Origin of the sequence: Citrobacter sp. KTE151, from assembly GCF_000398845.1 — a bacterium.
In the GTDB taxonomy this organism is placed as follows: Bacteria; Pseudomonadota; Gammaproteobacteria; order Enterobacterales; family Enterobacteriaceae; genus Citrobacter; species Citrobacter braakii.
The window spans coordinates 138977-165221 of record NZ_KB976068.1 but is presented as its reverse complement, the minus strand read 5'-3'; the positions used below and the strand labels follow the sequence as shown (position 1 = coordinate 165221).

Annotated in this window: 19 protein-coding genes; 9 read left to right on the top strand and 10 right to left on the bottom strand. The window is 53.1% G+C overall.

The window, feature by feature from the left end; genetic code table 11:
- Window positions 1-14 precede the first annotated feature (14 nt).
- Entirely contained in the window at window positions 15-650 is a 636-nt protein-coding gene (gene fabR / locus WC7_RS00860; RefSeq protein ID WP_003028862.1) for an HTH-type transcriptional repressor FabR, read from the bottom strand.
- A 191-nt stretch (window positions 651-841) separates the two neighbouring features.
- Between fabR and sthA the strand changes: the two genes are divergently transcribed.
- The gene (sthA, locus tag WC7_RS00865; protein WP_016155291.1) at window positions 842-2242 is read left to right on the top strand and encodes a Si-specific NAD(P)(+) transhydrogenase; all 1401 of its coding nucleotides are present in this window, start codon (window positions 842-844) and stop codon (window positions 2240-2242) included.
- Here the strand turns inward: sthA and oxyR are convergent.
- Window positions 2225-3142, bottom strand: a complete 918-nt coding sequence (oxyR, locus tag WC7_RS00870; RefSeq protein ID WP_003028858.1) for a DNA-binding transcriptional regulator OxyR — start codon at window positions 3140-3142, stop codon at window positions 2225-2227. The two genes, sthA and oxyR, sit on opposite strands and share 18 nt — an antisense overlap.
- A gap of 482 nt (window positions 3143-3624) precedes the next feature.
- Between oxyR and WC7_RS00875 the strand changes: the two genes are divergently transcribed.
- Window positions 3625-6069 carry a glycosyl hydrolase family 18 protein gene (locus tag WC7_RS00875; protein WP_016155290.1) on the top strand — a complete coding sequence of 815 codons (2445 nt, stop codon included), beginning with the start codon at window positions 3625-3627 and terminating at the stop codon, window positions 6067-6069.
- 55 nt (window positions 6070-6124) lie between these two features.
- Here the strand turns inward: WC7_RS00875 and argH are convergent, their stop codons facing one another.
- The 3 genes from argH to argC form a co-directional block, all read right to left on the bottom strand.
- The gene (argH, locus tag WC7_RS00880) at window positions 6125-7498 is read right to left on the bottom strand and encodes an argininosuccinate lyase (protein WP_016155289.1); all 1374 of its coding nucleotides are present in this window, start codon (window positions 7496-7498) and stop codon (window positions 6125-6127) included.
- A gap of 116 nt (window positions 7499-7614) precedes the next feature.
- Complete coding sequence (argB, locus tag WC7_RS00885; RefSeq protein WP_016155288.1) at window positions 7615-8388, bottom strand: acetylglutamate kinase; 774 nt, start codon at window positions 8386-8388, stop codon at window positions 7615-7617.
- A 10-nt stretch (window positions 8389-8398) separates the two neighbouring features.
- Window positions 8399-9403, bottom strand: coding sequence for an N-acetyl-gamma-glutamyl-phosphate reductase (gene argC, locus WC7_RS00890; protein WP_016155287.1), 1005 nt, complete (start codon window positions 9401-9403; stop codon window positions 8399-8401).
- Window positions 9404-9558: 155 nt separating this feature from the next.
- Here argC and argE point away from each other — a divergent pair, with 155 nt between their 5' ends.
- The 4 genes from argE to WC7_RS00910 all read left to right on the top strand — a co-directional run bounded on the left by argE (window position 9559) and on the right by WC7_RS00910 (window position 16598).
- The gene (gene argE, locus WC7_RS00895; RefSeq protein WP_016155286.1) at window positions 9559-10710 is read left to right on the top strand and encodes an acetylornithine deacetylase; all 1152 of its coding nucleotides are present in this window, start codon (window positions 9559-9561) and stop codon (window positions 10708-10710) included.
- 343 nt (window positions 10711-11053) lie between these two features.
- A complete protein-coding gene (ppc, locus tag WC7_RS00900; protein ID WP_016155285.1) occupies window positions 11054-13705 on the top strand; it encodes a phosphoenolpyruvate carboxylase in 2652 nt (883 codons plus the stop codon).
- A 212-nt stretch (window positions 13706-13917) separates the two neighbouring features.
- Window positions 13918-15651, top strand: coding sequence for a phosphoethanolamine transferase CptA (locus WC7_RS00905; RefSeq protein ID WP_016155284.1), 1734 nt, complete (start codon window positions 13918-13920; stop codon window positions 15649-15651).
- 86 nt (window positions 15652-15737) lie between these two features.
- Entirely contained in the window at window positions 15738-16598 is an 861-nt protein-coding gene (locus WC7_RS00910) for a helix-turn-helix transcriptional regulator (RefSeq protein ID WP_032947284.1), read from the top strand.
- Here the strand turns inward: WC7_RS00910 and WC7_RS00915 are convergent.
- The 5 genes from WC7_RS00915 to WC7_RS00935 form a co-directional block, all read right to left on the bottom strand.
- Entirely contained in the window at window positions 16585-16941 is a 357-nt protein-coding gene (locus WC7_RS00915; RefSeq protein WP_016155282.1) for a PTS fructose-like transporter subunit IIB, read from the bottom strand. The two genes, WC7_RS00910 and WC7_RS00915, sit on opposite strands and share 14 nt — an antisense overlap.
- Before the next feature lies 1 nt (window position 16942).
- Window positions 16943-17821, bottom strand: coding sequence for a [formate-C-acetyltransferase]-activating enzyme (locus WC7_RS00920; RefSeq protein WP_016155281.1), 879 nt, complete (start codon window positions 17819-17821; stop codon window positions 16943-16945).
- Window positions 17787-20084: a formate C-acetyltransferase gene (locus tag WC7_RS00925; protein WP_016155280.1), complete on the bottom strand. Its 2298-nt coding sequence runs from the start codon at window positions 20082-20084 to the stop codon at window positions 17787-17789. Before WC7_RS00925 ends, WC7_RS00920 begins: the two co-directional genes overlap by 35 nt.
- A 102-nt stretch (window positions 20085-20186) precedes the next feature.
- Window positions 20187-20507, bottom strand: coding sequence for a PTS fructose-like transporter subunit IIB (locus WC7_RS00930; RefSeq protein ID WP_016155279.1), 321 nt, complete (start codon window positions 20505-20507; stop codon window positions 20187-20189).
- Between the two features lie 14 nt (window positions 20508-20521).
- The gene (locus WC7_RS00935; RefSeq protein ID WP_016155278.1) at window positions 20522-21601 is read right to left on the bottom strand and encodes a PTS fructose transporter subunit EIIC; all 1080 of its coding nucleotides are present in this window, start codon (window positions 21599-21601) and stop codon (window positions 20522-20524) included.
- 308 nt (window positions 21602-21909) lie between these two features.
- Between WC7_RS00935 and ptsP the strand changes: the two genes are divergently transcribed.
- The 3 genes from ptsP to WC7_RS26895 are packed head-to-tail and all read left to right on the top strand — an operon-like array spanning window position 21910 to window position 26205.
- Window positions 21910-24411, top strand: coding sequence for a phosphoenolpyruvate--protein phosphotransferase (gene ptsP, locus WC7_RS00940; protein ID WP_016155277.1), 2502 nt, complete (start codon window positions 21910-21912; stop codon window positions 24409-24411).
- 15 nt (window positions 24412-24426) lie between these two features.
- Window positions 24427-25089: a fructose-6-phosphate aldolase gene (fsa, locus tag WC7_RS26900; protein WP_016155276.1), complete on the top strand. Its 663-nt coding sequence runs from the start codon at window positions 24427-24429 to the stop codon at window positions 25087-25089.
- 12 nt (window positions 25090-25101) lie between these two features.
- Window positions 25102-26205, top strand: coding sequence for a bifunctional L-1,2-propanediol dehydrogenase/glycerol dehydrogenase (locus tag WC7_RS26895; RefSeq protein WP_016155275.1), 1104 nt, complete (start codon window positions 25102-25104; stop codon window positions 26203-26205).
- The last annotated feature ends 40 nt before the right edge of the window (window positions 26206-26245 follow it).

Sequence of the window (26245 nt, the reverse complement as noted above, 5' to 3'; positions counted from 1 at the left end):
GCTCGTCCTTCTCGTTACTCGGAGTGATGCGTCATCTTCTCTTGTTCACGGCGGTACCAATAAAATGCGCCCTTCGCGATCATGCGCAGTTGCAATACCAGCCGTTCTTCCAGCTGTCGACGCTGCTCGGCGCCAACATCCAGTGCTTCTGCCCCGGCGCTGAACACAATGGTGACCATGGCTTCGGCCTGCGCTTCAGTAAACGCACGAGGCATATGGTTTTCGAGTTCGAGATAGTCCGCAAGTTCCGCAATGAAGTGCTGAATTTCACGAGCGACCGCTGCGCGAAACGCCGCGGAGGTTCCCGAACGCTCGCGCAATAATAAACGGAAGGCGTTGGGATTGTTGCCGATGAACTCCATAAATGTTGAGACCGAGGTGCGGATCACACTCCCGCCCTTCGCGATACGCTGACGCGCCTGACGCATCAACTGACGCAGCATCAAACCACTCTCATCCACCATCGTCAGGCCGAGTTCATCCACATCGCGGAAATGGCGATAAAACGAGGTTGGCGCAATGCCCGCTTCACGAGCGACTTCGCGTAAACTGAGGCTGGCAAAACTACGCTCAGCGCTGAGTTGACTAAATGCGGCTTCTACCAGCGAACGCCGGGTTTTTTCTTTTTGTTGCGCTCTAACGCCCATCACGATGTCTGAATCCTTCCACATACCTTGCTGGCACTATACCAGAGATTAGGCGGTTGGCATGGCTTTGTGAATGATTGTTTACGCGCAGTTTGTGCTTCGAGTTCGCAAAAAAGCACAACGATAATTGGGTTATCCCGACAACGATGTTACTATTCTGTTGCTTTTATGTATAAGAACAGGTAAGCCTGACCATGTCACATTCCTACGATTACGATGCAATAGTAATAGGTTCCGGTCCCGGCGGCGAAGGCGCTGCAATGGGTCTGGTTAAGCAAGGAGCGCGCGTCGCGGTGATTGAGCGCTATCATAACGTCGGCGGAGGCTGTACCCACTGGGGGACCATCCCGTCGAAAGCCCTCCGCCACGCCGTCAGCCGTATTATTGAATTCAATCAGAACCCACTTTACAGCGACCACTCCCGACTCCTTCGCTCTTCTTTCGCCGATATTCTCAACCACGCTGATAACGTTATTAATCAGCAAACGCGTATGCGGCAAGGATTTTACGAGCGCAACCACTGTGAAATTTTGCAGGGAAATGCCCGTTTTGTTGATGAACACACACTCGCCCTTGAATGCCACGACGGCACGGTGGAAACGCTGACCGCGGATAAGTTCATCATCGCCTGTGGTTCACGCCCCTATCATCCGGTGGATGTCGACTTTTCCCATCCCCGGGTTTATGACAGCGACTCTATCCTGAGCCTGCACCATGAACCCCGCCATGTTTTGATTTATGGCGCGGGAGTAATTGGCTGCGAATATGCGTCGATCTTCCGTGGAATGGACGTCAAAGTTGATTTAATCAACACCCGCGATCGTCTGCTTGCGTTCCTCGATCAAGAGATGTCCGACTCGCTCTCTTACCACTTCTGGAACAGCGGAGTGGTCATTCGCCACAACGAAGAGTACGAGAAGATTGAAGGTTGCGATGACGGCGTCATCATGCATCTGAAATCCGGTAAGAAACTGAAAGCCGACTGCCTGTTGTACGCCAATGGCCGTACCGGTAATACCGATTCGCTGGCGCTGGAAAATATTGGGTTGAAAACCGACAGCCGCGGACAGTTGAAGGTCAACAGCATGTACCAGACGGCGCTGCCGCACGTGTATGCCGTAGGAGACGTGATCGGCTATCCGAGTCTGGCATCGGCGGCCTACGATCAGGGACGCATTGCCGCCCAGGCATTGGTAAAAGGCGAAGCTACCGCGCATCTGATCGAAGATATCCCGACCGGGATTTATACCATTCCGGAAATCAGCTCCGTCGGGAAAACCGAGCAGCAGCTCACGGCCATGAAAGTTCCATACGAGGTTGGCCGCGCCCAGTTTAAACATCTGGCACGTGCGCAAATCGTGGGTATGAGTGTCGGAACGCTGAAGATCCTGTTCCATCGCGAAACGAAAGAAATTCTGGGGATCCACTGCTTTGGGGAACGCGCGGCCGAAATTATTCACATCGGTCAGGCGATAATGGAGCAAAAAGGTGGTGGTAACACCATCGAATACTTCGTTAACACCACCTTTAACTACCCAACCATGGCGGAAGCCTATCGGGTAGCAGCGCTAAATGGCTTAAACCGCCTGTTTTAACGCACTGTCGAAATGGCCATCCATTGACCCACGGATGGCCTCTGCCAGCTGTTCATAACGGCTGCGCAGCGGCGAACCTGGACGATACACCAGGCCAATCGTACGGCGCGGTTCTGGCTTGATGCAGGGCAGATAGACTACGCCATCACGCTTACGCTCTGGCGGCACGGCCAGCGCAGGCAGTAAGGTAATACCGCTGCCTGCCGCCACCATGTTACGCAGCGTTTCCAGACTGGTCGCCCGGAAATGGGTATCCTCATCAGCACCCGCTTCAAAGCAGAAGCCCATCGCCTGATCGCGCAGGCAGTGGCCATCCTCTAGCATCAGCAGTTTCTCACCCGCCAGATCGGACATCGGCACACAGTCGCGGTTTGCCCATGGGTGATCTTCATAGATCGCCAGCAGCATAGGCTCATCAAATAACGGTACTTCGATGAACGCCTCACTCTCTTTCACCAGCGCCAGAATCACGCAGTCGAGCTTACCGCTATCCAGTTGCGCCAACAGCTGATGCGTCTGCGCCTCATGAAGATACATTTCCAGTTTTGGGAAGGTCTGATGCAACATAGGAATAATATGCGGCAGCAGGTATGGCCCCACCGTTGGGATCAAACCAATATGCAGCGGTCCAGACATTGTCTCGCCTTGTTGGCTTGCCATCTCCTTGAGCACTTTGACCTCGCGCAGCACGGTGCGCGCCTGATCCACCAGCAGTAAACCTGCCTGAGTGAACAGCACTTTGCGACTCGTACGCTCCAGCAGCATGACGCCAAGCTCATCTTCCAGCTTGCGGATCTGTCCGCTCAGCGTTGGCTGGCTAACGTGACAGGAGTCTGCCGCTCGTCGGAAGTGACGATGTTCGGCTAGCGCCACCAGGTATTCAAGATCACGAATATTCATTATTCATCCTCCATCGCCACGATAGTTCGTAGCGATAGGTAGAATAGCAACGAACGATTATCCCTATCAAGCTTTCTGTTTAATAATGCACCACAGAAACGGAACGGTACCCCTTTAACCCTTGAAGCTACGGTCCGTTTTGAGAGTTTCTCTCATACTCGAAATAACTAAAGCCAACGTGAACTTTTGCGGACCTTGAGTCCGCATTTTTTTTGCGCCCGGCGCGAATACATTCAAAAAAATATATACAAAATATAAATTACATATTTCAATTCGATTATTTAAATGAAAATCATAGTAAATTAAAATAATCAAAAACATTTTGTATCATTTATATATTTGACGACACACCAGGTGAATCAATAATATTCGCAAGCTATTCAATATATGGCAAATCGCAAGGACATTCATTTCCTCGTTGCTCTAATTATTTAGAGTATATTCAGCCATATTTTTTTAATATTTATCGAATGGAATCTTTTATGAAACTCAATACTATTTCGCGATATTTTCTCGCGGCAGGCCTGATGTCGTGCACTGCAAACGCATTCGCCCTGGAAGCCTGGAGCGGTCAGGCAAGTGAAAACACCATTGAAGTTATTTTTGACAGTAAAGTTTATAGTAACCGCTGGTATGTAAATGCCGATAATTGTCCGCAGGGCGCATCCGCAGACAACTGGGATAATCCGTGGGGTTACGTGCGTAATGCTACAAAAGCGGAAATAGACCAATACGGTAACCCAACCACCTGTGACGCAGGCAGCGCCACGCCGGTAGCCCAAGATGCCTTCAGCGCCGAAAAAAGTTACGCCAAAGGCGATATTGTCGCTTATCAGAATGTGACATATGAAGCGCAAGCCGCCGTTCCGGCTTATTCTTTTGCCCCGGGTGCCAGCAATCCGTGGGTACTCTACACGCCCGTATCCACCTGGAGTGCCAGCCAGGTTTACAACAAAGGAGATAAGGTAAAAGTTGACGGCCAGTCTTATGAAGCACTGTTCTATACCGTTGGCGACAATCCTTCTATTGCAGGCAACCAGAACCCGACCAGCACCAATGGCCGTCCGTGGAAACCATTAGGCCCAACGGTCGAATACACCCAGGAACAATTAAATAACGCGCCACAGCTCAACTCCGTCGCGATTTACGAACCCGGCAAACTGGTGGTGTACAAGGGAATGCCTTATATCGCTCAGACGAAAGTCAAAGGCGTTATGCCGAATGATACCAACCCGTGGGCGATTTATACCGACTGGAAAGGCACCAAAGATCGCGTAGGCACACCGAAAAATCCGTGGCCTGCCCACGTTTATGCGCCATACGTCGACTTTAGCCTGAACAGCATCCCGGATCTGGCGAAACTGGCGAAAGAGCAGAACATTACCCACTTCACCATGGCGTTTGTCGTCGCGAAAAGTGGCGATCAGTGCATCCCAACCTGGGGGACTGCCTATAACCTGCAGGATTACGCGCAATACAGCAAAATAAAAGCGCTGCGTGAAGCCGGTGGCGATGTGATGGTTTCCATTGGCGGAGCGAATAACTCTCCGCTGGCAGCGGCCTGTAAGAATGTGAGCGATCTGCAAAAACACTATTACGACATCGTGGATAACCTGAACCTGAACGTGCTGGATTTTGACATCGAAGGCACATGGGTGGCCGATCATGATTCCATCGATCGTCGCAACCAGGCGGTGAAAGCAGTTCAGGAGCAGTGGAAGCAGGAAGGTCGCAAAGTGGGTATCTGGTACACCCTGCCGATTCTGCCGACCGGTCTGACGGCTGAAGGTCTGTATGTGCTGGAAAATGCGCGCCATGTCGGCGTTGAGCTGGCAGGTATTAACGTGATGACCATGGACTACGGTAACGCCGTCTGTCAGTCAGACGGCACCGAAGGGCAGAACATTCACGGTAAATGCGCCACGTCCGCCATCGACAACATGTTCACCCAGCTGAAGAAAATCTGGCCAGAGAAATCTGACAAAGAGATCAACGCCATGATGGGCACCACCCCGATGATCGGTTACAACGATGTGCAGGGCGAAGTGTTCTATCTGTCCGATGCGAAACTGGTAATGGAAGATGCGAAAAAACGCGACCTCGGCATGATTGGCGCCTGGTCAATGGCACGCGATCAGCCGGGCGTGGCGAAGCAGGTCAGCCCGGAGCACAGCGGCATGACCGCACAGCAGGCGCCGATGTACGCTTACAGCCAGATATTTGCGCCGTTTACTCACGATAATTCCGCAGATGAAGCGTCTACCGATCTTGCCGGTGATGTGAAAGCGGTTTATGTCGATGTTTTTGATGGGCAGCAGCGCGTCAATGTGAATCTCGATACCAGTAAGCTGAGCGGCAGTAACAAGTACTCGGTGGATGTGGATGGTAAATATGTCTTCTCCACCTCTGGCAGCAGTGTCTACTCCAGCTATCGCTACAACTACGGTACGCAAAGCGCGGTGCGATCAGGTAATTTATCCCACGTGCTGGCGCCAGGAAAAGTGATCACCGTTAAACGCACCAACCCGAATCCTGAAGTTCTGGCGCAGGTCACCGTGACGAAGGATATGCTGGAAGGTAACAATCCGGTCAAGGATGCCGGTGAAGTGAAATCGTTGACGGTTAAAAAAATCAACGGCGTGCCGAATGTGGTTGTTGATTTTGACACCAAAGCGCTGGGCTGGAAACCGACAAATGGTTCTGCATGGGTCGTGAAAGTGATGGGCGACGCGAAAAACGGTAACTACATCTTCAGTTGTGACAACGGTAAATGCTATTACAGCTCTGTCAAAGCAGCGGGAGATATCACCACGGTAACGTCTGCTGAAAAAGACATCTCCGAAGGTGAAACCATTGTCGTTGAACGTGTTACACCGAATCCGGCAACCGTAGCCAAACTGGTTGTTACGAAAGATATGCTGAAATAATCCTTTTCGCATAAAGTCAGAACCCCGTCAGCTCACAGCGACGGGGTTCTTTTTTTTACACCAGCCGCGCCTTCGCGTAGTCGATCGCCTGCGCCACCTGCTGTGGCGACACGCCGCCTTTCGCCGCACGTTTATCCAGGCACGATTGCAACGAGAGGATCGGATAAACGTCATCGCCAATCACTTGACTGAACTTTTGTAAGTCGGCAAGCGACAGCGCTTCCAGCGGTTTGCCCTGACGAATCGCCTCGACCACCGTCTCACCCACAATATGGTGTGCTTCGCGGAACGGGACGCCTTTTGCTACCAGATAATCCGCCAACTCGGTGGCGTTAGCATAACCCTGCTGCGCCGCTTCCTGACAACGCGGACGTTTCACCTGAATGCCATCCAGCACCAGCGCAGCCATATGCAGACAGTCCAGCCAGGTGTCGAGCGCATCGAACAGCCCTTCTTTGTCTTCCTGCATATCTTTATTGTATGCCAACGGGAGACCTTTTAAGGTCATCATCATGCCGGTCAGCGCACCCTGCACGCGACCACATTTCCCACGGATCAGCTCCAGCGCATCCGGGTTTTTCTTCTGCGGCATCAGAGATGAACCCGAAGTTACACGATCGGACAGCTCGACAAATCCCGCTTCGCCGGTATTAAAGAAAATCAGGTCTTCAGCAAAACGCGACAGGTGCACCATGCCGATAGAAGCGTCGGAGAGTAACTCCAACACGTGGTCACGGTCAGAAACACTGTCCAGACTGTTACGCGTCGCCGAGGCAAAGCCCAGCCAACCGGCCAGCTGCTCGCGATCGATTTCATACGCCGTACCCGCCAGCGCGCCGCAGCCCAGTGGACTGACGTCCAGGCGCTTGAGCGAGTCCTGCAGGCGGCTCTCGTCACGCGCCAACATTTCGACATAGGCCAGACACCAATGAGCAAACGTCACCGGCTGCGCACGTTGCAGGTGGGTGTAACCCGGCATAACGGCGTCCTGGTTATTCTCTGCCGTCACCACCAGCGCACTTTGCAGCTGACGGTTGGCCGACAGTAATTCAATAACCGTGTCTTTACACCACAGTTTAAGATCGGTCGCGACCTGGTCATTACGGCTACGTCCGGTATGCAGTTTTTTACCAAGCTGGCCGACTTTATCAATCAGCTTACCTTCCACCCAGCTATGAATATCTTCGGCATCGCTTTGCAGGATCTGCTGCGGATTAACGCGAACCTCTTCCAGCAGAGTGTTCAGCGCCTCTTCCAATTGCAGCTGTTCATCGGCAGTCAGTACGCCGACCGTTACCAGCGCTTTAGACCAGGCCACAGAGCCGACAATATCCTGTTCTGCCAGGCGGTAGTCAAAACGCAACGAGTCGTTGAACTGTTTGAACCGCTGATCTGCTGCCTGTGTAAAACGCCCACCCCAAAGTGCCATAACTTGCTTCCTTAATATCTTGAATTTCAACGCCGGATGGCGCTTAGCTTATCCGGCGTACAGGTTCGGTTCACGTAGGCCCGATAAGGCGTAACCGCCATCGGGTACAAAATAGTTTACGCTAAAATCCGCGTGCCAATTGGCATGCCGTTAAACAGCGCCGGAAGTTGCTCGGCATGACGCCAGGAGGCAATATCCACAGGGCGGCCCAGCGTGCGTGCGGCATCCAGCGCCGCATTGACCTTCACGATCATGCCGTCAGTAATAATACCTTGTTCAATCAGTTGTTCCGCTTTCGCGGCGGTCATTTCGGCAATACGCTGGCCTTTACCATCCAGAATACCGCTTACGTCAGAGAGCAGGATCAGATCCGCACCCAGCGTTGCCGCCAGCGCCGTTGCCGCCTGATCGGCATTAACGTTCATCAGCAGTCCGTCTTCAGTAACGCCAATGGAGCTAACTACCGGCAGAAAACCGCCTTCCAGCAGTGTGTTAATCAGCTTAGGCGAACCCGGCTGCGCCAGTCCAACATGACCCAGCGCTTTATCGAGCGGCGTCACTTTTACGCTATCGCCATCACCAAGATACAGACCCACGGATGCGATGTGGTGCTTTTTCGCCCAGGCCAGTAAGGTTTTATTCGCTGTTCCCGCCAGGGCGCCGGTAATAATGTCAATTTGATCGGCTGGCGTGACGCGCAGACCATTTTTCTTTTTCACCGGCAGGTTCAGCTGCTTCATAAGATCGTCAACCACGCAGCCGCCACCGTGCACAATGACCAGCGGTCGCTGGTGCGACTCACGATAATTCACCAGTGCGGTAAACAGACGCTCCAACGCCTCTTCGCTATCCAGTAAAACGCCGCCCAGCTTGATAATTAATGGATTCATCGTTGCACCCTTAAATAAGAGACTGCGTTTCAGCAAAGCCAAAACGAATATTTGCGCACTGCATCGCCTGTGCCGCCGCGCCTTTCAATAAGTTGTCTTCAGTTGCCACCACGATCAGGTGCTCACCCTGTACGGCAAACCCGATATCACAGAACGGTAAGCCAACCACGTTCTTCAGCGCCGGAACGCCTTTGTCATACAGACGCACCAGTGGCTTATCGCCATACGCCTGTTGCAACGTTTGAGCCACCTGCGCATGGGTTACGCCCGCTTGCAAACGGCAGGTGATGGTTTCCAGAATTCCGCGCGGGAAGTTGCCCAGATGCGGGGTGAAGATCACCTCCGCACCAAGGTGAGTAGCGATTTCCGGCTGATGGCGATGGGTAAACACGCCATACGGCTGCAGGCTCACCTCACAAAAGCTGTTGGAAATAGCCGCCTTACGTCCCGCGCCGCTCACGCCGCTGGTGGCGTTAATTACCGGCCACTGGCTGAGATCCAGCAGCCCGGCATCAATCAGTGGTTTCAGCGACAGCTGCGCCGCCGTCGGGTAGCAACCCGGCACGGCAATCAGATTCGCGTCTTTCAGTTGGTCTGCGCTCCACTCCGCCAGTCCATAAACCGCCTGCTCCAGCAGGTCGGGATGCTGATGGGTAAAGCCGTAATATTTTTCATAGAACGCGCCGTCGTTTACGCGAAACGCGCCCGAGAGGTCAAACACCACGCATCCGGCCTGCAAAAACTGCGGGGCCAGGTCATGGCTCACCTCATGTGCCGTTGCGAGGAACACAACGTCCACCCCTGCGCTAAACTCGCTGATATCTGACATTGGCTGTAACGGTAAATCGACAATGCCTTTCAACTGCGGATGCAAATCGGAGATTAATTTTCCTGCATCATTGCTTTGCGCTGAGACGGTCAAAGCGGTTATGGTCATATCAGGATGGCGATTTACATAGGTCACAAGCTCTGCGCCGGCATAGCCACTGGCGCCCACAATCAGCGTATTCAACATCGGGGCTGCTCACCTTCTTAGATTCTGTTGCCAGATATAAGCCTTTATCACCTCACCTTACACTTGGTGGGTTTTATTACGCTCAACGTTAATGTATTTTTATTCACAAATACTGCATGAATATTGATACTATCATGACCCGAGGTGTGTCAACAATGAAAAACAATTTACCGCCATTTATCGAGATATACCGCGCTCTGATTGCCATGCCGTCGATTAGCGCCACCGAAGAAGCGCTCGACCAAAGTAATGCAGGTTTAATCACTCTGCTGGCGGGCTGGTTCAAAGATTTAGGCTTTAATGTGGAGGTTCAGCCGGTTCCCGACACACGCAATAAATTCAATATGCTGGCAAGCATTGGACAGGGAGCCGGTGGTTTGTTGTTGGCGGGCCATACCGATACCGTCCCCTTTGACGACGGACGCTGGACGCGCGATCCGTTCACCCTGACCGAGCATGACAATAAGCTCTACGGTTTGGGTACGGCGGATATGAAAGGCTTCTTCGCCTTTATCCTCGACGCGCTGCGTGACGTCGACGTCACTCAACTGAAAAAGCCCCTGTACATTCTGGCCACTGCCGATGAAGAGACCAGCATGGCGGGAGCGCGTTATTTCTCTGAAACCACCGCTTTACGCCCGGACTGCGCGATCATTGGCGAACCCACTTCTTTGCAACCTGTCCGCGCTCACAAAGGTCATATCTCTAATGCGATTCGCATTTTGGGGCAATCGGGTCACTCGAGCGATCCGGCTCGTGGCGTGAATGCCATTGAACTGATGCATGATGCCATCGGCCATATCATGAATCTGCGCGATGACCTGAAAGAGCGCTATCACCATGATGCTTTTACCGTCCCGTATCCGACGTTAAATTTGGGTCACATCCACGGCGGCGACGCTGCTAACCGAATCTGCGCCTGCTGCGAGCTGCATATGGATATTCGCCCACTGCCCGGCATGACGCTTAACGATCTCAATGGCTTACTTAACGACGCGCTGGCCCCGGTCAGCGAGCGCTGGCCGGGTCGCCTGACGGTGTCGGAGCTGCATCCGCCAATTCCAGGCTATGAGTGCCCACCGGATCATCAACTGGTACAAGTGGTTGAGAAACTGCTGGGCGCACAGACTGAGGTGGTGAACTACTGCACCGAAGCGCCGTTTATCCAGACGCTTTGCCCGACGCTGGTGTTAGGGCCTGGCTCCATTAATCAGGCGCATCAGCCGGATGAGTATCTGGAAACTCGTTTTATTAAGCCAACCCGCGAATTGATCACCCAGGTTGTGCATCATTTCTGCTGGCATTAACCGCTTATCGCCTCGCTAACCCTTTAGTGGTAAGCGAGGTAATTTATTAACATTTCCATAAGCAAAGCTTATTTGATTCGATGTGAATTAAATAACGTAAATTCCCGTCATTTTTTCGTTTGCTGAACCGATTTCGCAGCAATTGACGTCACGACTTTTACGTGGCTTTATAAAAGACGGCTAACATACAAAGTCCGAGAGATTTCGTGTCACAGCAAGGCGGCAAGCGAGCTCATACCAGGAGCTTACATAAGTAAGTGACCGGGTGGGCAAGCGCAGCCAACGCCGATGTCGCGCGAAAGATACAGGACGCATAAATTAAAGATGGGGTGTCTGGGTTAATATGAACGAACAATATTCCGCGTTGCGTAGTAATGTCAGTATGCTCGGCAAAGTGCTGGGGGAGACCATCAAGGATGCGCTGGGAGAGAACATTCTTGACCGCGTAGAAACAATCCGTAAGTTGTCCAAATCATCCCGCGCCGGCAATGAAGTCAATCGCCAGGAGCTGCTCACTACGCTGCAAAACCTGTCTAACGACGAGCTGCTGCCGGTTGCCCGCGCGTTTAGCCAGTTTCTGAACCTGGCCAACACCGCCGAGCAGTACCACAGCATTTCGCCAAAAGGCGAAGCAGCCAGCAACCCGGAAGTGATTGCTCGCACTCTGCGTAAACTGAAAGAGCAGCCCAACCTCGATGAAGCCACCATCAAAAAAGCCGTCGAATCTCTCTCCCTGGAGCTGGTTCTCACCGCCCACCCGACCGAGATCACCCGCCGTACGCTGATCCATAAAATGGGTGAAGTGAACGCCTGTCTCAAGCAACTTGATAACAAAGACCTCGTCGATTACGAGCGCCATCAGCTGATGCGCCGTCTGCGCCAGTTGATTGCCCAGTCCTGGCATACGGATGAAATCCGCAAGCTGCGCCCAAGCCCGGTTGATGAAGCCAAATGGGGCTTCGCGGTGGTTGAAAATAGCCTGTGGGAAGGCGTACCGAATTATCTGCGCGAGCTGAACGAACAACTGGAAGAGCATCTGGGCTATAAGCTGCCCGTTGATTTTGTCCCGGTTCGCTTTACCTCCTGGATGGGCGGCGACCGCGATGGCAACCCGAACGTAACGGCGGATATCACCCGTCACGTGCTGCTACTCAGCCGCTGGAAAGCGACCGATCTGTTCCTGAAAGACATTCAGTTTCTGATTTCTGAGCTGTCGATGGTGGATGCTACACCGGAACTGTTGGCGCTTGTGGGCGAAGAAGGCGCAGCAGAACCTTACCGTTATCTGATGAAAACCCTGCGTTCACGTCTGATGGCAACCCAGGCCTGGCTGGAAGCCCGTCTGAAAGGCGAGAAATTACCGAAACCTGCGGGACTTCTCACCCAAAACGAACAGCTCTGGGACCCGCTATATGCGTGCTATCAGTCTCTGCAGACCTGTGGCATGGGCATTATCGCCAATGGCGAATTGCTCGACACCCTACGCCGCGTGAAATGTTTCGGCGTACCGCTGGTACGTATTGATATTCGTCAGGAAAGCACCCGTCACACTGAAGCCCTTGGCGAACTGACCCGTTATCTGGGCATTGGCGACTACGAAAACTGGTCGGAAGCGGATAAACAGGCTTTCCTGATCCGCGAGCTGAACTCCAAGCGTCCGCTGCTCCCACGTAACTGGGAGCCGAGCAACGACACCCGCGAAGTGCTCGACACCTGCCGGGTCATTGCCGAAGCCCCGTATGGCTCTATTGCCGCCTATGTTATCTCAATGGCGAAAACGCCATCGGATGTACTGGCCGTACATCTGCTACTGAAAGAAGCCGGTATCGGTTTTGCTATGCCGGTTGCCCCGTTGTTTGAAACGCTGGACGACCTCAATAACGCCGATGACGTCATGTCCCAGCTCCTGAACATTGACTGGTACCGTGGCTTTATTCAGGGCAAACAGATGGTCATGATTGGCTACTCTGACTCCGCAAAAGATGCAGGCGTGATGGCGGCCTCCTGGGCGCAATATCAGGCACAGGACGCGTTGATCAAAACCTGCGAAAAAGCCGGTATCGAACTGACGCTGTTCCACGGTCGCGGTGGCTCCATTGGTCGCGGTGGCGCGCCTGCGCATGCGGCGCTGCTCTCTCAACCACCAGGCAGCCTGAAAGGCGGTCTGCGCGTGACAGAACAAGGGGAGATGATCCGCTTTAAGTACGGCCTGCCGGAAGTGACCATCAGCAGCCTGTCGCTGTATACCGCAGCAATTCTGGAGGCCAACCTGTTACCGCCGCCAGAGCCGAAAGATAACTGGCGTCATATCATGGATGAGCTTTCCGATATTTCCTGTGAGCTCTATCGTGGATATGTGCGTGAAAACAAAGACTTCGTCCCTTACTTCCGCTCCGCAACGCCAGAGCAGGAACTGGGTAAATTACCGCTCGGTTCACGTCCGGCAAAACGCCGCCCAACCGGCGGGGTAGAGTCTCTGCGCGCCATTCCGTGGATTTTTGCCTGGACGCAGAACCGCCTGATGCTCCCGGCGTGGCTGGGTGCAGGCACCGCACTGCAAAAAGTGGTTGAAGACGGTAAGCAAAGCGAACTTGAAGCAATGTGCCGCGACTGGCCATTCTTCTCCACACGTCTTGGCATGCTGGAAATGGTTTTCGCCAAAGCAGACCTGTGGCTGGCAGAATACTACGATCAGCGCCTGGTCAAAAAAGAGCTGTGGCCGCTGGGTGAAGAGCTGCGTCAGCGCCTGGAAGCCGATATCGATGTCGTGTTGGCGATTGCCAACGACTCACATTTGATGGCCGACCTGCCGTGGATTGCCGAGTCCATTCAGTTAAGAAATATTTATACTGACCCGCTGAATGTCTTACAGGCTGAGCTGTTACACCGCTCACGCCTGGCGGAAGAGCAAGGCAATGCACCGGATCCGCGCGTTGAACAAGCGCTGATGGTGACAATCGCTGGTGTCGCAGCCGGCATGCGTAATACAGGCTAACGTCCCCCCCCCTCGTCGCCTTCGTGCTATTGTACGAAGGCGACAACAAAAACTGCTGTCATAACCGCTTCTTTTTCAATATATTCCCGCCTTAATATATTCACATTGTGAATATATCAACAGCAAAACACGATCCTAAGATCGTGATGCTTAAGTTCCTCTTAATATTAAGTCGCTACTCTTGGCGCTACGATTAAAGACAGGCTCACATTATGCAATCCTTACAACTCCAGTCTAAACCTAAATTTAGCTGGAAAGCCCTGGGTTGGGCGCTCCTCTATTTTTGGTTTTTTTCCACTTTACTCCAGGCCGTTATTTGTATAACCGGATATAGCGGAACTAATGGATTACGCGACTCCTTGCTATTCAGTTCGCTGTGGTTAATCCCGGTATTTTTATTTCCAAACCGTATCCGTATTATTGCTGCCGTCATTGGCATGGTGCTATGGGCGGCCTCACTGGCTGCTCTGAGCTATTACGTCATCTACGGACAAGAGTTCTCGCAAAGCGTTCTGTATGTGATGTTTGAAACCAATGCGAACGAAGCCAGCGAATATCTCAGCCAGTATTTCAGCCTAAAAATTGTTCTTATCGCCCTGGCCTATACGGCTATCGCTATTCTGCTGTGGACGCGTCTGCGCCCTGTTCATATTCCATCACCCTGGCGCTATCTGGTGTCGTTTGCGTTGTTATACGGTTTGATTCTGCATCCGATAGCCGTTAACACTTTCATCAAACACAAGCCGTTTGAAAAAACGTTAAATGGTCTCGCCTCACGTATGGAGCCCGCCGCACCGTGGCAATTCATCTCCGGGTATTATCAGTACCGTCAGCAGTTGACCTCACTCAATAGCCTGCTGAATGAGAACAATGCCCTGCCGCCGCTGGCTAACTTCAAAGATAACTCCGGCGATGCTCCACGTACGCTGGTGCTGGTCATTGGCGAGTCAACGCAGCGTGGTCGCATGAGCCTGTATGGTTACCCGCGCGAAACGACGCCAGAACTGGATGCATTGCATAAATCCGATCCTAACTTCACCGTATTCAATAATGTCGTGACCTCACGTCCGTACACCATTGAAATCCTGCAGCAGGCGCTGACCTTCGCCAACGAGAAGAATCCGGACCTGTACCTGACTCAACCGTCTCTGATGAATATGATGAAACAGGCAGGTTATAAAACCTTCTGGATCACCAATCAGCAGACGATGACGGCCCGCAACACCATGCTGACCGTGTTCTCTAAGCAGACGGATAAGCAGTTCTATATGAATCAGCAGCGTACGCAAAGTGCGCGCGAATATGACAGCAATGTGCTGGCGCCATTTAAAGAAGTACTGGCCGACCCGGCACCGAAAAAGTTCATCATCGTGCATCTGCTGGGTACGCATATTAAGTACAAATTCCGCTATCCGGATGGTCAGGGTAAATTCGATAACAATGTCGACCATGTTCCTGCTGGTCTGGATAATGATGAACTGGAAGCATACAACGATTACGACAGCGCGAATGTCTACAATGACCATATCATTGCCACTCTGATCAAAGACTATAAAGCGACAGATCCGAACGGCTTCCTGCTCTACTTCTCCGATCACGGGGAGGAGGTATACGATACGCCACCGCATAAAACGCAGGGTCGTAATGAAGACAACCCGACGCGCCATATGTATACGGTGCCGTTCCTGCTGTGGACCTCTGAAAAATGGCAGGCTGCACACCCGCGTGACTTCTCACAGGATGTGAATCGTAAATACAGCAGCTCAGAGCTTATCCACACCTGGTCTGATTTAGCGGGATTCACCTACGACGGTTTCGATCCGACCCGATCCATTACCAGCCCGCAGTTCAAAGAGACGACCCGCTGGATTGGCAATCCGTACAAAAAGAATGCCCTGATTGATTACGATAGCCTGCCGTACGGCGATCAAATCGGTAATCAGTAATACTCGTATCGGCCACTCTTAAAGAGTGGCCTTTTTTTATGATGGCGGTTACTGTTTCCCCTGTCTGCTGCCTGCAAGGGATTAACATGTATCACGACGTCAGCCATCTTCTCTCCCGCCTGATTAACGGCCCCACGCCGCTGCGACAGGTTTATTTTGCCAGCACCAGTAGCTCAACGCCGGAGCTGGCGTATCAGGTCGATTTTCCCCGGCTGGAAATTGTGCTGGAAGGTGAGTTCACCGATAACGGAGTTGCTGGCGCATCCGCGACGTTACTGCCTTGCGATGTGCTATTCGTTCCGGCTGGCGGCTGGAACTTTCCGCAATGGCTCACACCGGTCACCACACTCAGCATTCTGTTCGGCAAACAGCAACTGGGTTTCAGCATCGTCCAGTGGGACGGCAAGCAGTATCAAAATCTTACCCGCCAGCACGTCGCGCGACGTGGGCCACGAATTGGCTCTTTCCTGCTGCAAACGCTCAATGAAATGCAGATGCAACCGCAGGAGCAACAAACCGCCAGGCTAATCGTTGCGAGCTTACTGAGCCATTGCCGCGATCTGCTGGGCAGCCAGATCCAGACCGCATCACGCAGTCAGGCGCTTTTCGAAGCCATTCGCGACTATATTGATGAACGCTACGCTTCGCCGCTCACCCGAGAATCCGTCGCGCAGGCGTTTTACATCTCACCCAATTACCTCTCCCACCTGTTTCAAAAAACGGGCGCTATCGGGTTTAACGAATACCTGAATCACACGCGACTGGAACACGCGAAAACGCTGCTGAAGGGTTATGAGCTGAAGATCAAAGAAGTGGCGCACACCTGTGGGTTTGTTGACAGCAACTATTTCTGCCGCCTGTTTCGCAAAAATACCGAACGTTCGCCGTCAGAATATCGTCGGCAATACCACAGCCAGCTGACGGAGATAAAAGCTAATCCAAAGTAAGATGTGTGTGCTGTGGCGCAGAAAGCAGCTTTCGCACGGCGCTCATCACCCGCTGCGGCTCACGCAGAAATGCGCTAATGCCCGACTGGACGTATCGGCTCTGCGTAAATCGCTCTGCTCCTGCCAGTTCAATATCGGTAATGAGCAACACCGCATCAGCACGGTTAATATCCTCTTCCGTCAGGCGATTTTCGGTACCCAACGCGCCCTGAGTTTCAATCTTGATGCTCCATTTCTCCTGCTGGCAGAGTTTCTCCAGCCGTTCAGCAGCCATATAAGTATGGGCCACGCCGCTTACGCACGCGGTGACAGCAACCAGATATCGTACAGGTGCGATGGCCATACTATCCTCCTACTGTTACCTGAAATCCGGCGCATTCTGCCATCTTACGTATAAAACCTATCTCTTGCGCCGACGGGACGGGCACTTCTTTCATCGACCAGGGTAATCCGAGCAGGTTGTATTTCGGTTCGCCATATTGATGAAACGGTAGCAGGTGCACCTGCTTTATGCCCAATGATGACAACAGCGTCAACGCCTGCTGCGTGTTCTCTACATTCATCGTAAAGCCCGGAATCAGCGGCAGGCGAGGTATGACATTAATTCCTTCAGCGACCATTAGTCGTAAATTCGCCAGCACGCGCGGCAGGTTCATATTAATGGTCTCACGCGCCAAATGGACATCCATAATTTTGAGGTCAAACAGCACCTCATCGCACTCTCTTGCCAGCGATAACAAACGACTGGCTGGCGCATCGCCAGCAGTTTCAATCGCACAGCGCACGTCCCAGCGCCGCAGACGTTGCAGGAATCGTACGGCAAAGGGCGCTTGCATCAGCACTTCACCACCGGAAAGCGTCACCCCCCCGCCAGAGGTGCGAAAGAAAATATCATCTTTCATCACTTCACGTTCCAGCTCGTCCAGCGAGATATCACGACCGATACGTTCAAACGCCCCGGAGGGACACTCATCAGCATCACGTAGACAGGGTGTACAGTGCAGGCATTTACTCTCCCGCCGTACTGTTTCAATACGTGGGGAGAGAGATTCAGGGTTGGCGCACCACGGGCAGGTATGCGGACAACCTTTAAAAAAGACTACCGTACGAATACCTTGTCCATCATTCAGTGAGTAACGCTGAATATTAAATATACGCGCGACGTCCTCGCCACGTGGATCAATAACCTCACAGCTGATGCGCGGTGCGGCGAATGATGTCATCCTGGATCTCCTTCGACAGCTCGACAAAGAAGGCGCTGTAGCCCGCCACGCGCACCACCAGTCCGGCGAAATCTTGTGGGCGCTGCTGCGCTTCTCGCAATGTGTCGGCATTCACCACGTTAAACTGGATGTGCTGGAGCTTGAGCTGGGTAAATGCCCGCAGAAAATCCGCCAGCTTGCGTAAACCAGCCTCACCTTCCAGTGTGGCTGGCGTAAACTTCACGTTCAGCAAAGTCCCATTGGAAAGCAATGTGTTATCCAGCTTGCTGACCGATTTCAATACCGCCGTCGGCCCTTGCATATCCTGCCCCAGCATCGGCGACAGCCCCCCGTCCGCCAACTGTTCCCCGGCGAAGCGACCATCCGGTGTCGCTCCGACGACCGAACCCAGCGGCACGTGCGCAGAGACAGTATATGAACCCGGCGTAAATTGCCCGCCGCGTGGATTCTGGTATTTCTCTACCTCTTTGCAGTAATGACGCAGCAGTTCGGCGCTGATGTTATCTACATCATCAATATCGTTGCCGTATTTTTCGAAGCGGTTAATCAGCCTGGCGCGAATTTTCTCGCCTTCCGGGGTAGCAAAGTTGTCTTTTAGTACCGACAAAAGTTCGTCAAAAGTTAAACGCTGTTGTTCAAATACCAGTCCATTGAGCGCATGCAGCGAATCGCTCAGGTTCGCAATGCCGATCCCCTGTACGCCGGAGAAGTTATAACGCGCGCCGCCGTCGGTAATATCACACCCTTTATCCAGACAATCGCTAATAAACGAGGAGAGCAGCGGCACCGGCGCCCAGTCGCGATGACCGATATCGCAGATATTACTGCCTTCGACCATCAACGTAATGTAGTGGCTGATTTTGGCACGAATGTGCTTCAACAGATCTTCGTACGTCAGCGCGCGATTGCCTTCGTTCTCATGCAGGCAGATTTCCATTACTTTCAGCAGATTAAACATGGCGATGTCGTGCAAACCGTATGTTCTGCCTGGAATAGACAGCTCGACACAGCCGACTACCGCGTAATCTCGCGCATCTTCCAGCGAGACGCCACGGTTAAGAAATGCAGGCACCACCACTTCATCATTAAAGATTTGCGGGATGCCGGTCCCGAGGCGAATGGTCTGTGCCGTTTTCATCAGGAACGGCGTATCGATCAACGCGTTCGTGCGCACACCGAGATTTGGTTGCGGCAGTTGTACGCTCTGATAAGCATCAAGGCAGAGAAACGACAGTACGTTTACCGCACTACGACCATTCTCCGTTAATCCCCCAAGCAGTGCGGTGTAACCCGTTGGGAAGCCAGCGAAATAACGCGCGCTGCTGGTGGATCGCAGCAGTACAATGTCATTGCATTTCACCCATAGCGATTCGAGGATTTCTTTTAAGAATGCAGGATCTTCCCCCTGCGTCAGCGAGGTTTGATAAAACGGCAGCATATACTGGTCGAAGCGTCCGAGTGAGAGCGAACTGGCGTTGGACTCATATTGCAAAATAATGTTCATGTACCAGAACAGCTGACATGCTTGCCAGAAGGTTTGCGGCTTATGCTGAGCGTTATGCCGGGAGTTTTCCGCAATCGTCAGCAATTCCTGACGTCGCTGCGCATCCGGGCAGTTTTCCGCCATTTTTTCTGCCAGCAGGGCGTAACGTAGAATGTGGCTTTGCGAAGCCTCAAGCAGCAGCAGCGCAGCCTGATAAAAGTGGTTATCCGGCTGCTGCAGACAAGGCGCCCGCATCTGCGCTACCAGTTCGCCAAGTCCGAGATTCAACAGGCGTGGATAATCAATAATGATATGCCCCTGACCTTTATCCGTCTGGTTAACGCTAAAAATCTGCGTACGGACAGCGGCTTTTACCTCATCGGTCATCTGACCGTTGATGAAATCTTTCATCGACCGCTTTTCCCAGTACGGATACAGCACATCGCGATAGAGATGTTTATCCTCTTCGCTGATGTCAAAACGGTCCTGCGGACGGGTTGGAAACTGCTCCAGTTCGTTGAGCAGCCAGTAAGGATCCATTTCCGGTGACATTATGCCCGCCCGCGGTTTAACGGTACGGTTCCCGGCTATCAGTTCCTCATCACGAATCGATATTTCAACGTGCTCAAGAATATATGCGGTGGCTTTCGCCCGCCGCAGAATAACCGGCTCTCCCTCCGTCTGCTGGTGGCTGGCGGTATATAGCAGCGCACGCTCAAGCGAAATTTCGCGGTTATTCTGAAACAGAGCGTTTTTTAAACGTTGGATACGGTTAGTCATGAGGAACTCCTGTAGAAAAACTGATGCCAGATGGCGCTGTGCTTATCTGGCCTACGTATCAGTAGGCCGGATAAGTCGCCCCCCCCTCCGGCAAACAAACCGTTATGCGGTTTGCGCAAGGTGTGCGCCAATCTTGTTCATGATGGCGTCGGCACGTTTCACTGCATCGCTGATGTTGACACGAACGATAGTTTTGCCCGCAAAACGCTCTTCAAACTTAATACCAATGTCTTTGGTCAGAATGACCATGTCGGCTTCTGCCACATCCGCCGCGGTCAGTTCGTTTTCCAGACCGATCGACCCCTGAGTCTCAACCTTTACTTCCCACCCCTTGGCTTTAGCGGCGCTTTCCAGCGCTTCGGCGGCCATATAGGTGTGGGCAACGCCAGAAGGACATGCAGTTACTGCGATAATCTTGGTCATGACTCATTCCTCACTTAATTCATTTCAAAATCTAAATCCAGGTCGTCTTCTTTCTGGTCGACCTGAGACACTTTTTTCCGCGCCAGACTTTTCAGTACGTTAACGCACACAGCGGTCACTACAGCCCCCACGGCAACCGCCGCGATATAACCCAATTTTCCTTCCACGACCGGCAGAACAATCAGCCCGCCCCAGCCGGCATAACACTGCGCACCAAACAGCGCGGCGGTTACCGTGCCGCAGGCGGAACCCACCATAATGGATGGGATAACGCGTAGCGGATCGGCGGCAGCAAAAGGAATTGCGCCTTCCGTTACGCCAACGCAGCCCATCACCAGCGCGGCTTTACCGGCTTCACGTTCTTCAGAAGAGAAATTCTTACGACCAATCAGCGTCGCCAAACCTAAGCCCAGCGGCGGCACGCAGATCCCTACCGCGGCGATTGCCACCACGGTATAAACCCCCTGCGCCACGCAAATCAGCATGAAGGCGTAGGCAACTTTGTTAATCGGCCCCCCCATATCGAAGGCCAACATCAGTCCCATAATTACCGCCAGCAGCACGATGCTGCCCTGCTGCATACCCTGCAGCCACTCGGTCAGGCTAGTGGTTAACGCGCCAACGGGTTCTCCCTGGCCCCACATCATGATGCCTGCGGTGATAAAGGTGCCGACAATAGGAATAACGAAGATAGGCATTACCGATCGCAACACCTTATGTACGGGGATCTTCTTCAGATAATGGACGACGATGCCGCCAATAATCCCGGCAATTAGCGCGCCGAAAAAACCTGCGCCGAAGCTGTTTCCCACCCATGCGCCAATCGCACAAGGGGCGAGAGCAGAACGTTCAGCAATGGAATAACCAATGTAAGCGGCAAGGAATGGCACCATCAACGTCAGCCCTGCGACGCCAATATCAAACAGTTTCTTGAGATTAGGATCGGTCGCAGCATCCGGTACCGCGCCCTTGCCATACAACATGACGGAGACCGCCAGCAAAATTCCACCCGCGACTACGAAGGGGATCATATGCGAAACACCCGTCATCAGGTGTTGACGGGTATTTTTCAGGATTTGTACCAACTCTTTCATAAGTCGCTCCCAGGCTGCCTAAAGCCCATATCCATAAACTTGTTGCGGAAAACAATAGGCAATCCGACGCGGCGCAAACAGTGGATAAAAAGGCCATTTGCTGGACTTTTGTAATGTCAGCGCAAAAATGCGATCCGCCTCATAACTTGTAGTTTCTCGGAATTTATAGAGGACATACTGACTTGTGAGGGATATCTCACTTTGATGGTTACATTACATTTATCCAGTTTTTGGCAGATTTGTCAGATGGCAGGCTCAGGCGTTGCCCTTTTATCCTGTAGCGAGAAATCGTTATGGGAGATGAGGCTATGGCCCTGATTGTGGAATTTACCTGTGAGCTGCCCAATGGCGTACATGCGCGCCCGGCAAGTCACATAGAAACGCAGTGCAACACCTTTACTTCACACATTGAGTGGCACAACCTGCGTACCGAACGTAGGGGTAACGCCAAGAGCGCATTGGCACTGATTGGCACCGATACTCTGGCGGGTGATAGCTGCCAGTTGCTGATTTCCGGTGCAGATGAACAGGCAGCCCACCAGCATTTAACCCAATGGTTACGTAATGAATTTCCACACTGCGATGCACCGCTAGCGGAAGCCAAAAGCAACGAGCTGGAGCCACTTCCTGCATCCCTCACCAATCTAAACCCACAGCTTTTTCGCGCTCGCACCGTCTGCAGCGGCAGTGCGGGAGGCATTCTGAGTCTGCTCTCTTCGCTGGATCTCAACGCCCTTAACAATCTCCCATCCGCTAAAGATATTGAAACCGAGCAGGCGGCACTGGATAACGGCTTAACGCTGCTGATGAAGAATATTGCGTTTCGGTTACTCGACAGCGACGGCGCAACCAGTGCGATTCTGGAAGCACACAGCTCGCTGGCAAGCGACCTCTCACTGCGTCAGCACCTGCTCGCTGGAGTATCTCGCGGGTTAAGCTGCGCCCAGGCGATTGTCGAAAGTGCCGGACATTTTTGTGATGAATTCGCCCGCTCCAGCAGCAGTTATTTACAGGAACGTGCGCTGGATGTGCGCGATGTCTGCTTCCAGCTTCTGCAGCAAATTTATGGAGAGCAGCGTTTCCCTGCGCCGGGAAAACTAACCCAGCCTACGGTCTGTATGGCGGACGAGCTCACACCGAGCCAGTTCCTCGAACTGGACAAAACATTGCTGAAAGGTTTGCTGTTAAAAAGCGGCGGTACCACTTCACACACGGTGATTCTCGCCCGGTCATTCAACATTCCTACGCTGGTTGGCGTGGATATTGAATCCTTAATGCCATGGCTGCAGCAAACGGTTTATATCGATGGTAACGCAGGAGCGGTCATTGTTGCCCCTGATGAATCCGTCGTACGTTACTACCAGCAGGAAGCCCGTATCCAGGATGCCATTCGAGAACAACAACGTATCTGGCTGACCCAGGAGGCGCGCACGGGTGATTGCATCCGCATGGAAGTCGCCGCCAACATCGCCCATTCCGTGGAAGCGCAAGCAGCCTTTGGCAACGGTGCGGAAGCGGTTGGCCTGTTTCGCACGGAAATGCTGTATATGGACCGTACCTGTGCCCCGGATGAGAACGAGCTATACAACATTTTCTGCGAGGCGCTGGAGCCCGCGCAGGGACGCAGCATCATTGTGCGCACCATGGATATCGGTGGTGATAAACCCGTTGATTACCTGAATATTCCTGCCGAAGCCAACCCGTTCCTTGGTTATCGCGCGGTGCGTATCTATGAAGAATACGCCGCTTTGTTTACCACACAACTGCGATCGATCCTGCGCGCATCAGCGCACGGTAGCCTGAAAATCATGATCCCAATGATCTCCTCTATGGAAGAGATCCTGTGGGTCAAAGAGAAGCTGGCCGAAGCTAAACAGCAACTGCGTACTGAACACATCCCGTTTGATGAGAAGATCCCGCTCGGTATCATGCTGGAGGTTCCGTCAGTGATGTTCATCATCGATCAATGCTGCGAAGAAATTGATTTCTTTAGTATTGGCAGTAATGACCTGACGCAATATCTGCTGGCGGTCGACCGCGACAACGCCAAAGTTACCCGCCATTACAACAGCCTGAATCCAGCCTTCTTGCGCGCACTGGATTACGCCGTACAGGCGGTACATCGGCAGGGGAAATGGATTGGCCTGTGCGGCGAACTTGGCGCTAAAGGTTCAGTGCTACCGCTGCTTGTGGGACTGGGTCTGGACGAGATCAGCATGAGCGCTCCCTCCATTCCCGCCGCCAAAGCGCGGATGGCGCAACTTGACAGCCGCGCCTGCCGTCAGTTGCTGAATCAAGCAATGGCGTGTCGAACGTCGCTGGAGGTCGAACATCTGCTGGCTCAGTTCCGCATGACTCAACAGGATACCCCTCTGGTTACCGCCGAGTGCATCACGCTGGATAGCGACTGGCGTAGTAAAGAGGAGGTCATCAAAGGGATGACCGACAACCTCCTGCTGGCAGGTCGTTGCCGCTATCCGCGTAAACTGGAAGCCGATCTGTGGGCGCGCGAAGCGGTCTTCTCTACCGGATTAGGTTTTAGCTTCGCCATTCCACACAGCAAATCAGAACATATTGAGCAGTCCACTATCAGCGTAGCGCGCCTGCAAGCGCCGGTACGTTGGGGTGATGATGATGCGCAGTTCATTATTATGCTGACGCTCAACAAACACGCCGCTGGCGACCAGCATATGCGTATTTTCTCGCGTCTGGCACGCCGCATTATGCATGAAGAATTCCGTAACGCGCTGGTTAACGCCGCCTCTGCCGACGCTATCGCCAGCCTGCTGCAACATGAACTTGAACTTTAAAGAGGGTGTTTTTGTATGGAACTTTACCTTGATACCGCCAACGTCGCGGAAGTCGAACGTCTGGCACGCATCTTCCCAATCGCGGGTGTCACCACCAACCCAAGCATTGTGGCAGCAAGCAAAGAATCCATCTGGGATGTGCTGCCGCGCCTGCAAAACGCCATTGGCGAAGAGGGCATTCTGTTTGCCCAAACCATGAGCCGCGACGCACAAGGCATGGTGGAGGAAGCCAAACGTCTGAGCAACGCGGTCCCCGGTCTGGTGGTAAAAATCCCGGTGACATCCGAAGGTCTGGCCGCAATCAAGATGCTGAAAAAAGAGGGTATCACCACGCTGGGAACCGCCGTGTACAGTGCCTCTCAGGGGCTGCTGGCAGCGCTGGCGGGGGCGAAATATATCGCGCCTTACGTTAACCGTATTGACGCGCAGGGCGGCGACGGAATTCGCACGGTACAAGAACTGCAAACGTTACTGGAACTGCATGCGCCAAACAGCATGGTACTGGCAGCCAGCTTTAAAACCCCTCGTCAGGCGCTGGATTGCTTACTGGCAGGATGCGAAGCAATCACCCTGCCATTAGACGTAGCGCAACAAATGCTCAATACCCCTGCGGTAGAGTCAGCAATAGAGAAGTTTGAACATGACTGGAACAATACATTTGGTCACATCAACCTGTGAGGGAAATAAAGTATGGATCGCATTATTCAATCACCTGGTAAGTACATCCAGGGTGCCGATGTTATTACCCGTCTTGGCAACTACCTCAAACCACTGGCAGAGCGCTGGCTGGTCGTTGGGGACAAGTTTGTCTTAGGCTTTGCCCAGGGCGCACTGGAAAAAAGCTTCCAGGATGCCGGACTGGCGCTGGAGATTGCACCGTTTGGCGGCGAGTGTTCACAAAACGAAATCGACCGTCTGCGCGGCGTGGCAGAAAAAGCGCAATGTGGCGCAGTACTTGGTATTGGCGGCGGTAAAACGCTGGATACTGCCAAAGCGCTGGCGCACTTTATGGGCGTGCCTGTCGCCATTGCGCCAACCATCGCCTCTACCGATGCACCGTGCAGCGCGCTGTCCGTTATTTACACCGATGCCGGTGAATTCGATCGCTATTTGCTGCTGCCCAATAACCCGGACAGGGTCATTGTTGATACCAAAATTGTCGCAGGCGCACCGGCGCGTCTGTTAGCCGCGGGCATTGGCGATGCGTTGGCGACCTGGTTCGAAGCACGTGCCTGTTCACGCAGCGGCGCAACCACCATGGCGGGCGGTCAGTGCACTCAGGCGGCTCTGGCGCTGGCTGAGCTGTGCTTTAATACGCTGATAGAAGAAGGTGAAAAAGCGATGCTGGCCGCCGAGCAGCACGTGGTAACGCCTGCGCTGGAGCGCGTTATTGAAGCCAACACCTATCTGAGCGGCGTCGGTTTTGAAAGCGGCGGTCTGGCGGCGGCGCACGCCATCCATAACGGTCTGACGGCAATCCCGGATGCGCATCACTATTACCACGGCGAGAAAGTGGCTTTCGGCACGCTGACACAACTGGTCCTGGAAAACGCGCCGGTCGATGAAATTGAAACCGTTGCGGCGCTGTGTCATTCCGTTGGCCTGCCGATTACCCTGGCGCAACTGGACATCAAACAGGATATTCCGGCGAAAATGCGCATTGTGGCTGAAGCTGCCTGTGCCGAAGGCGAAACCATCCACAACATGCCTGGCGGCGCAACGCCGGACCAGGTGTATGCCGCCCTGCTGGTGGCTGACCAGTACGGTCAACGTTACCTGCAAGAGTGGGAATAACCGACCAATAAAAATCCCCGCAATTGCGGGGATTTTTTTG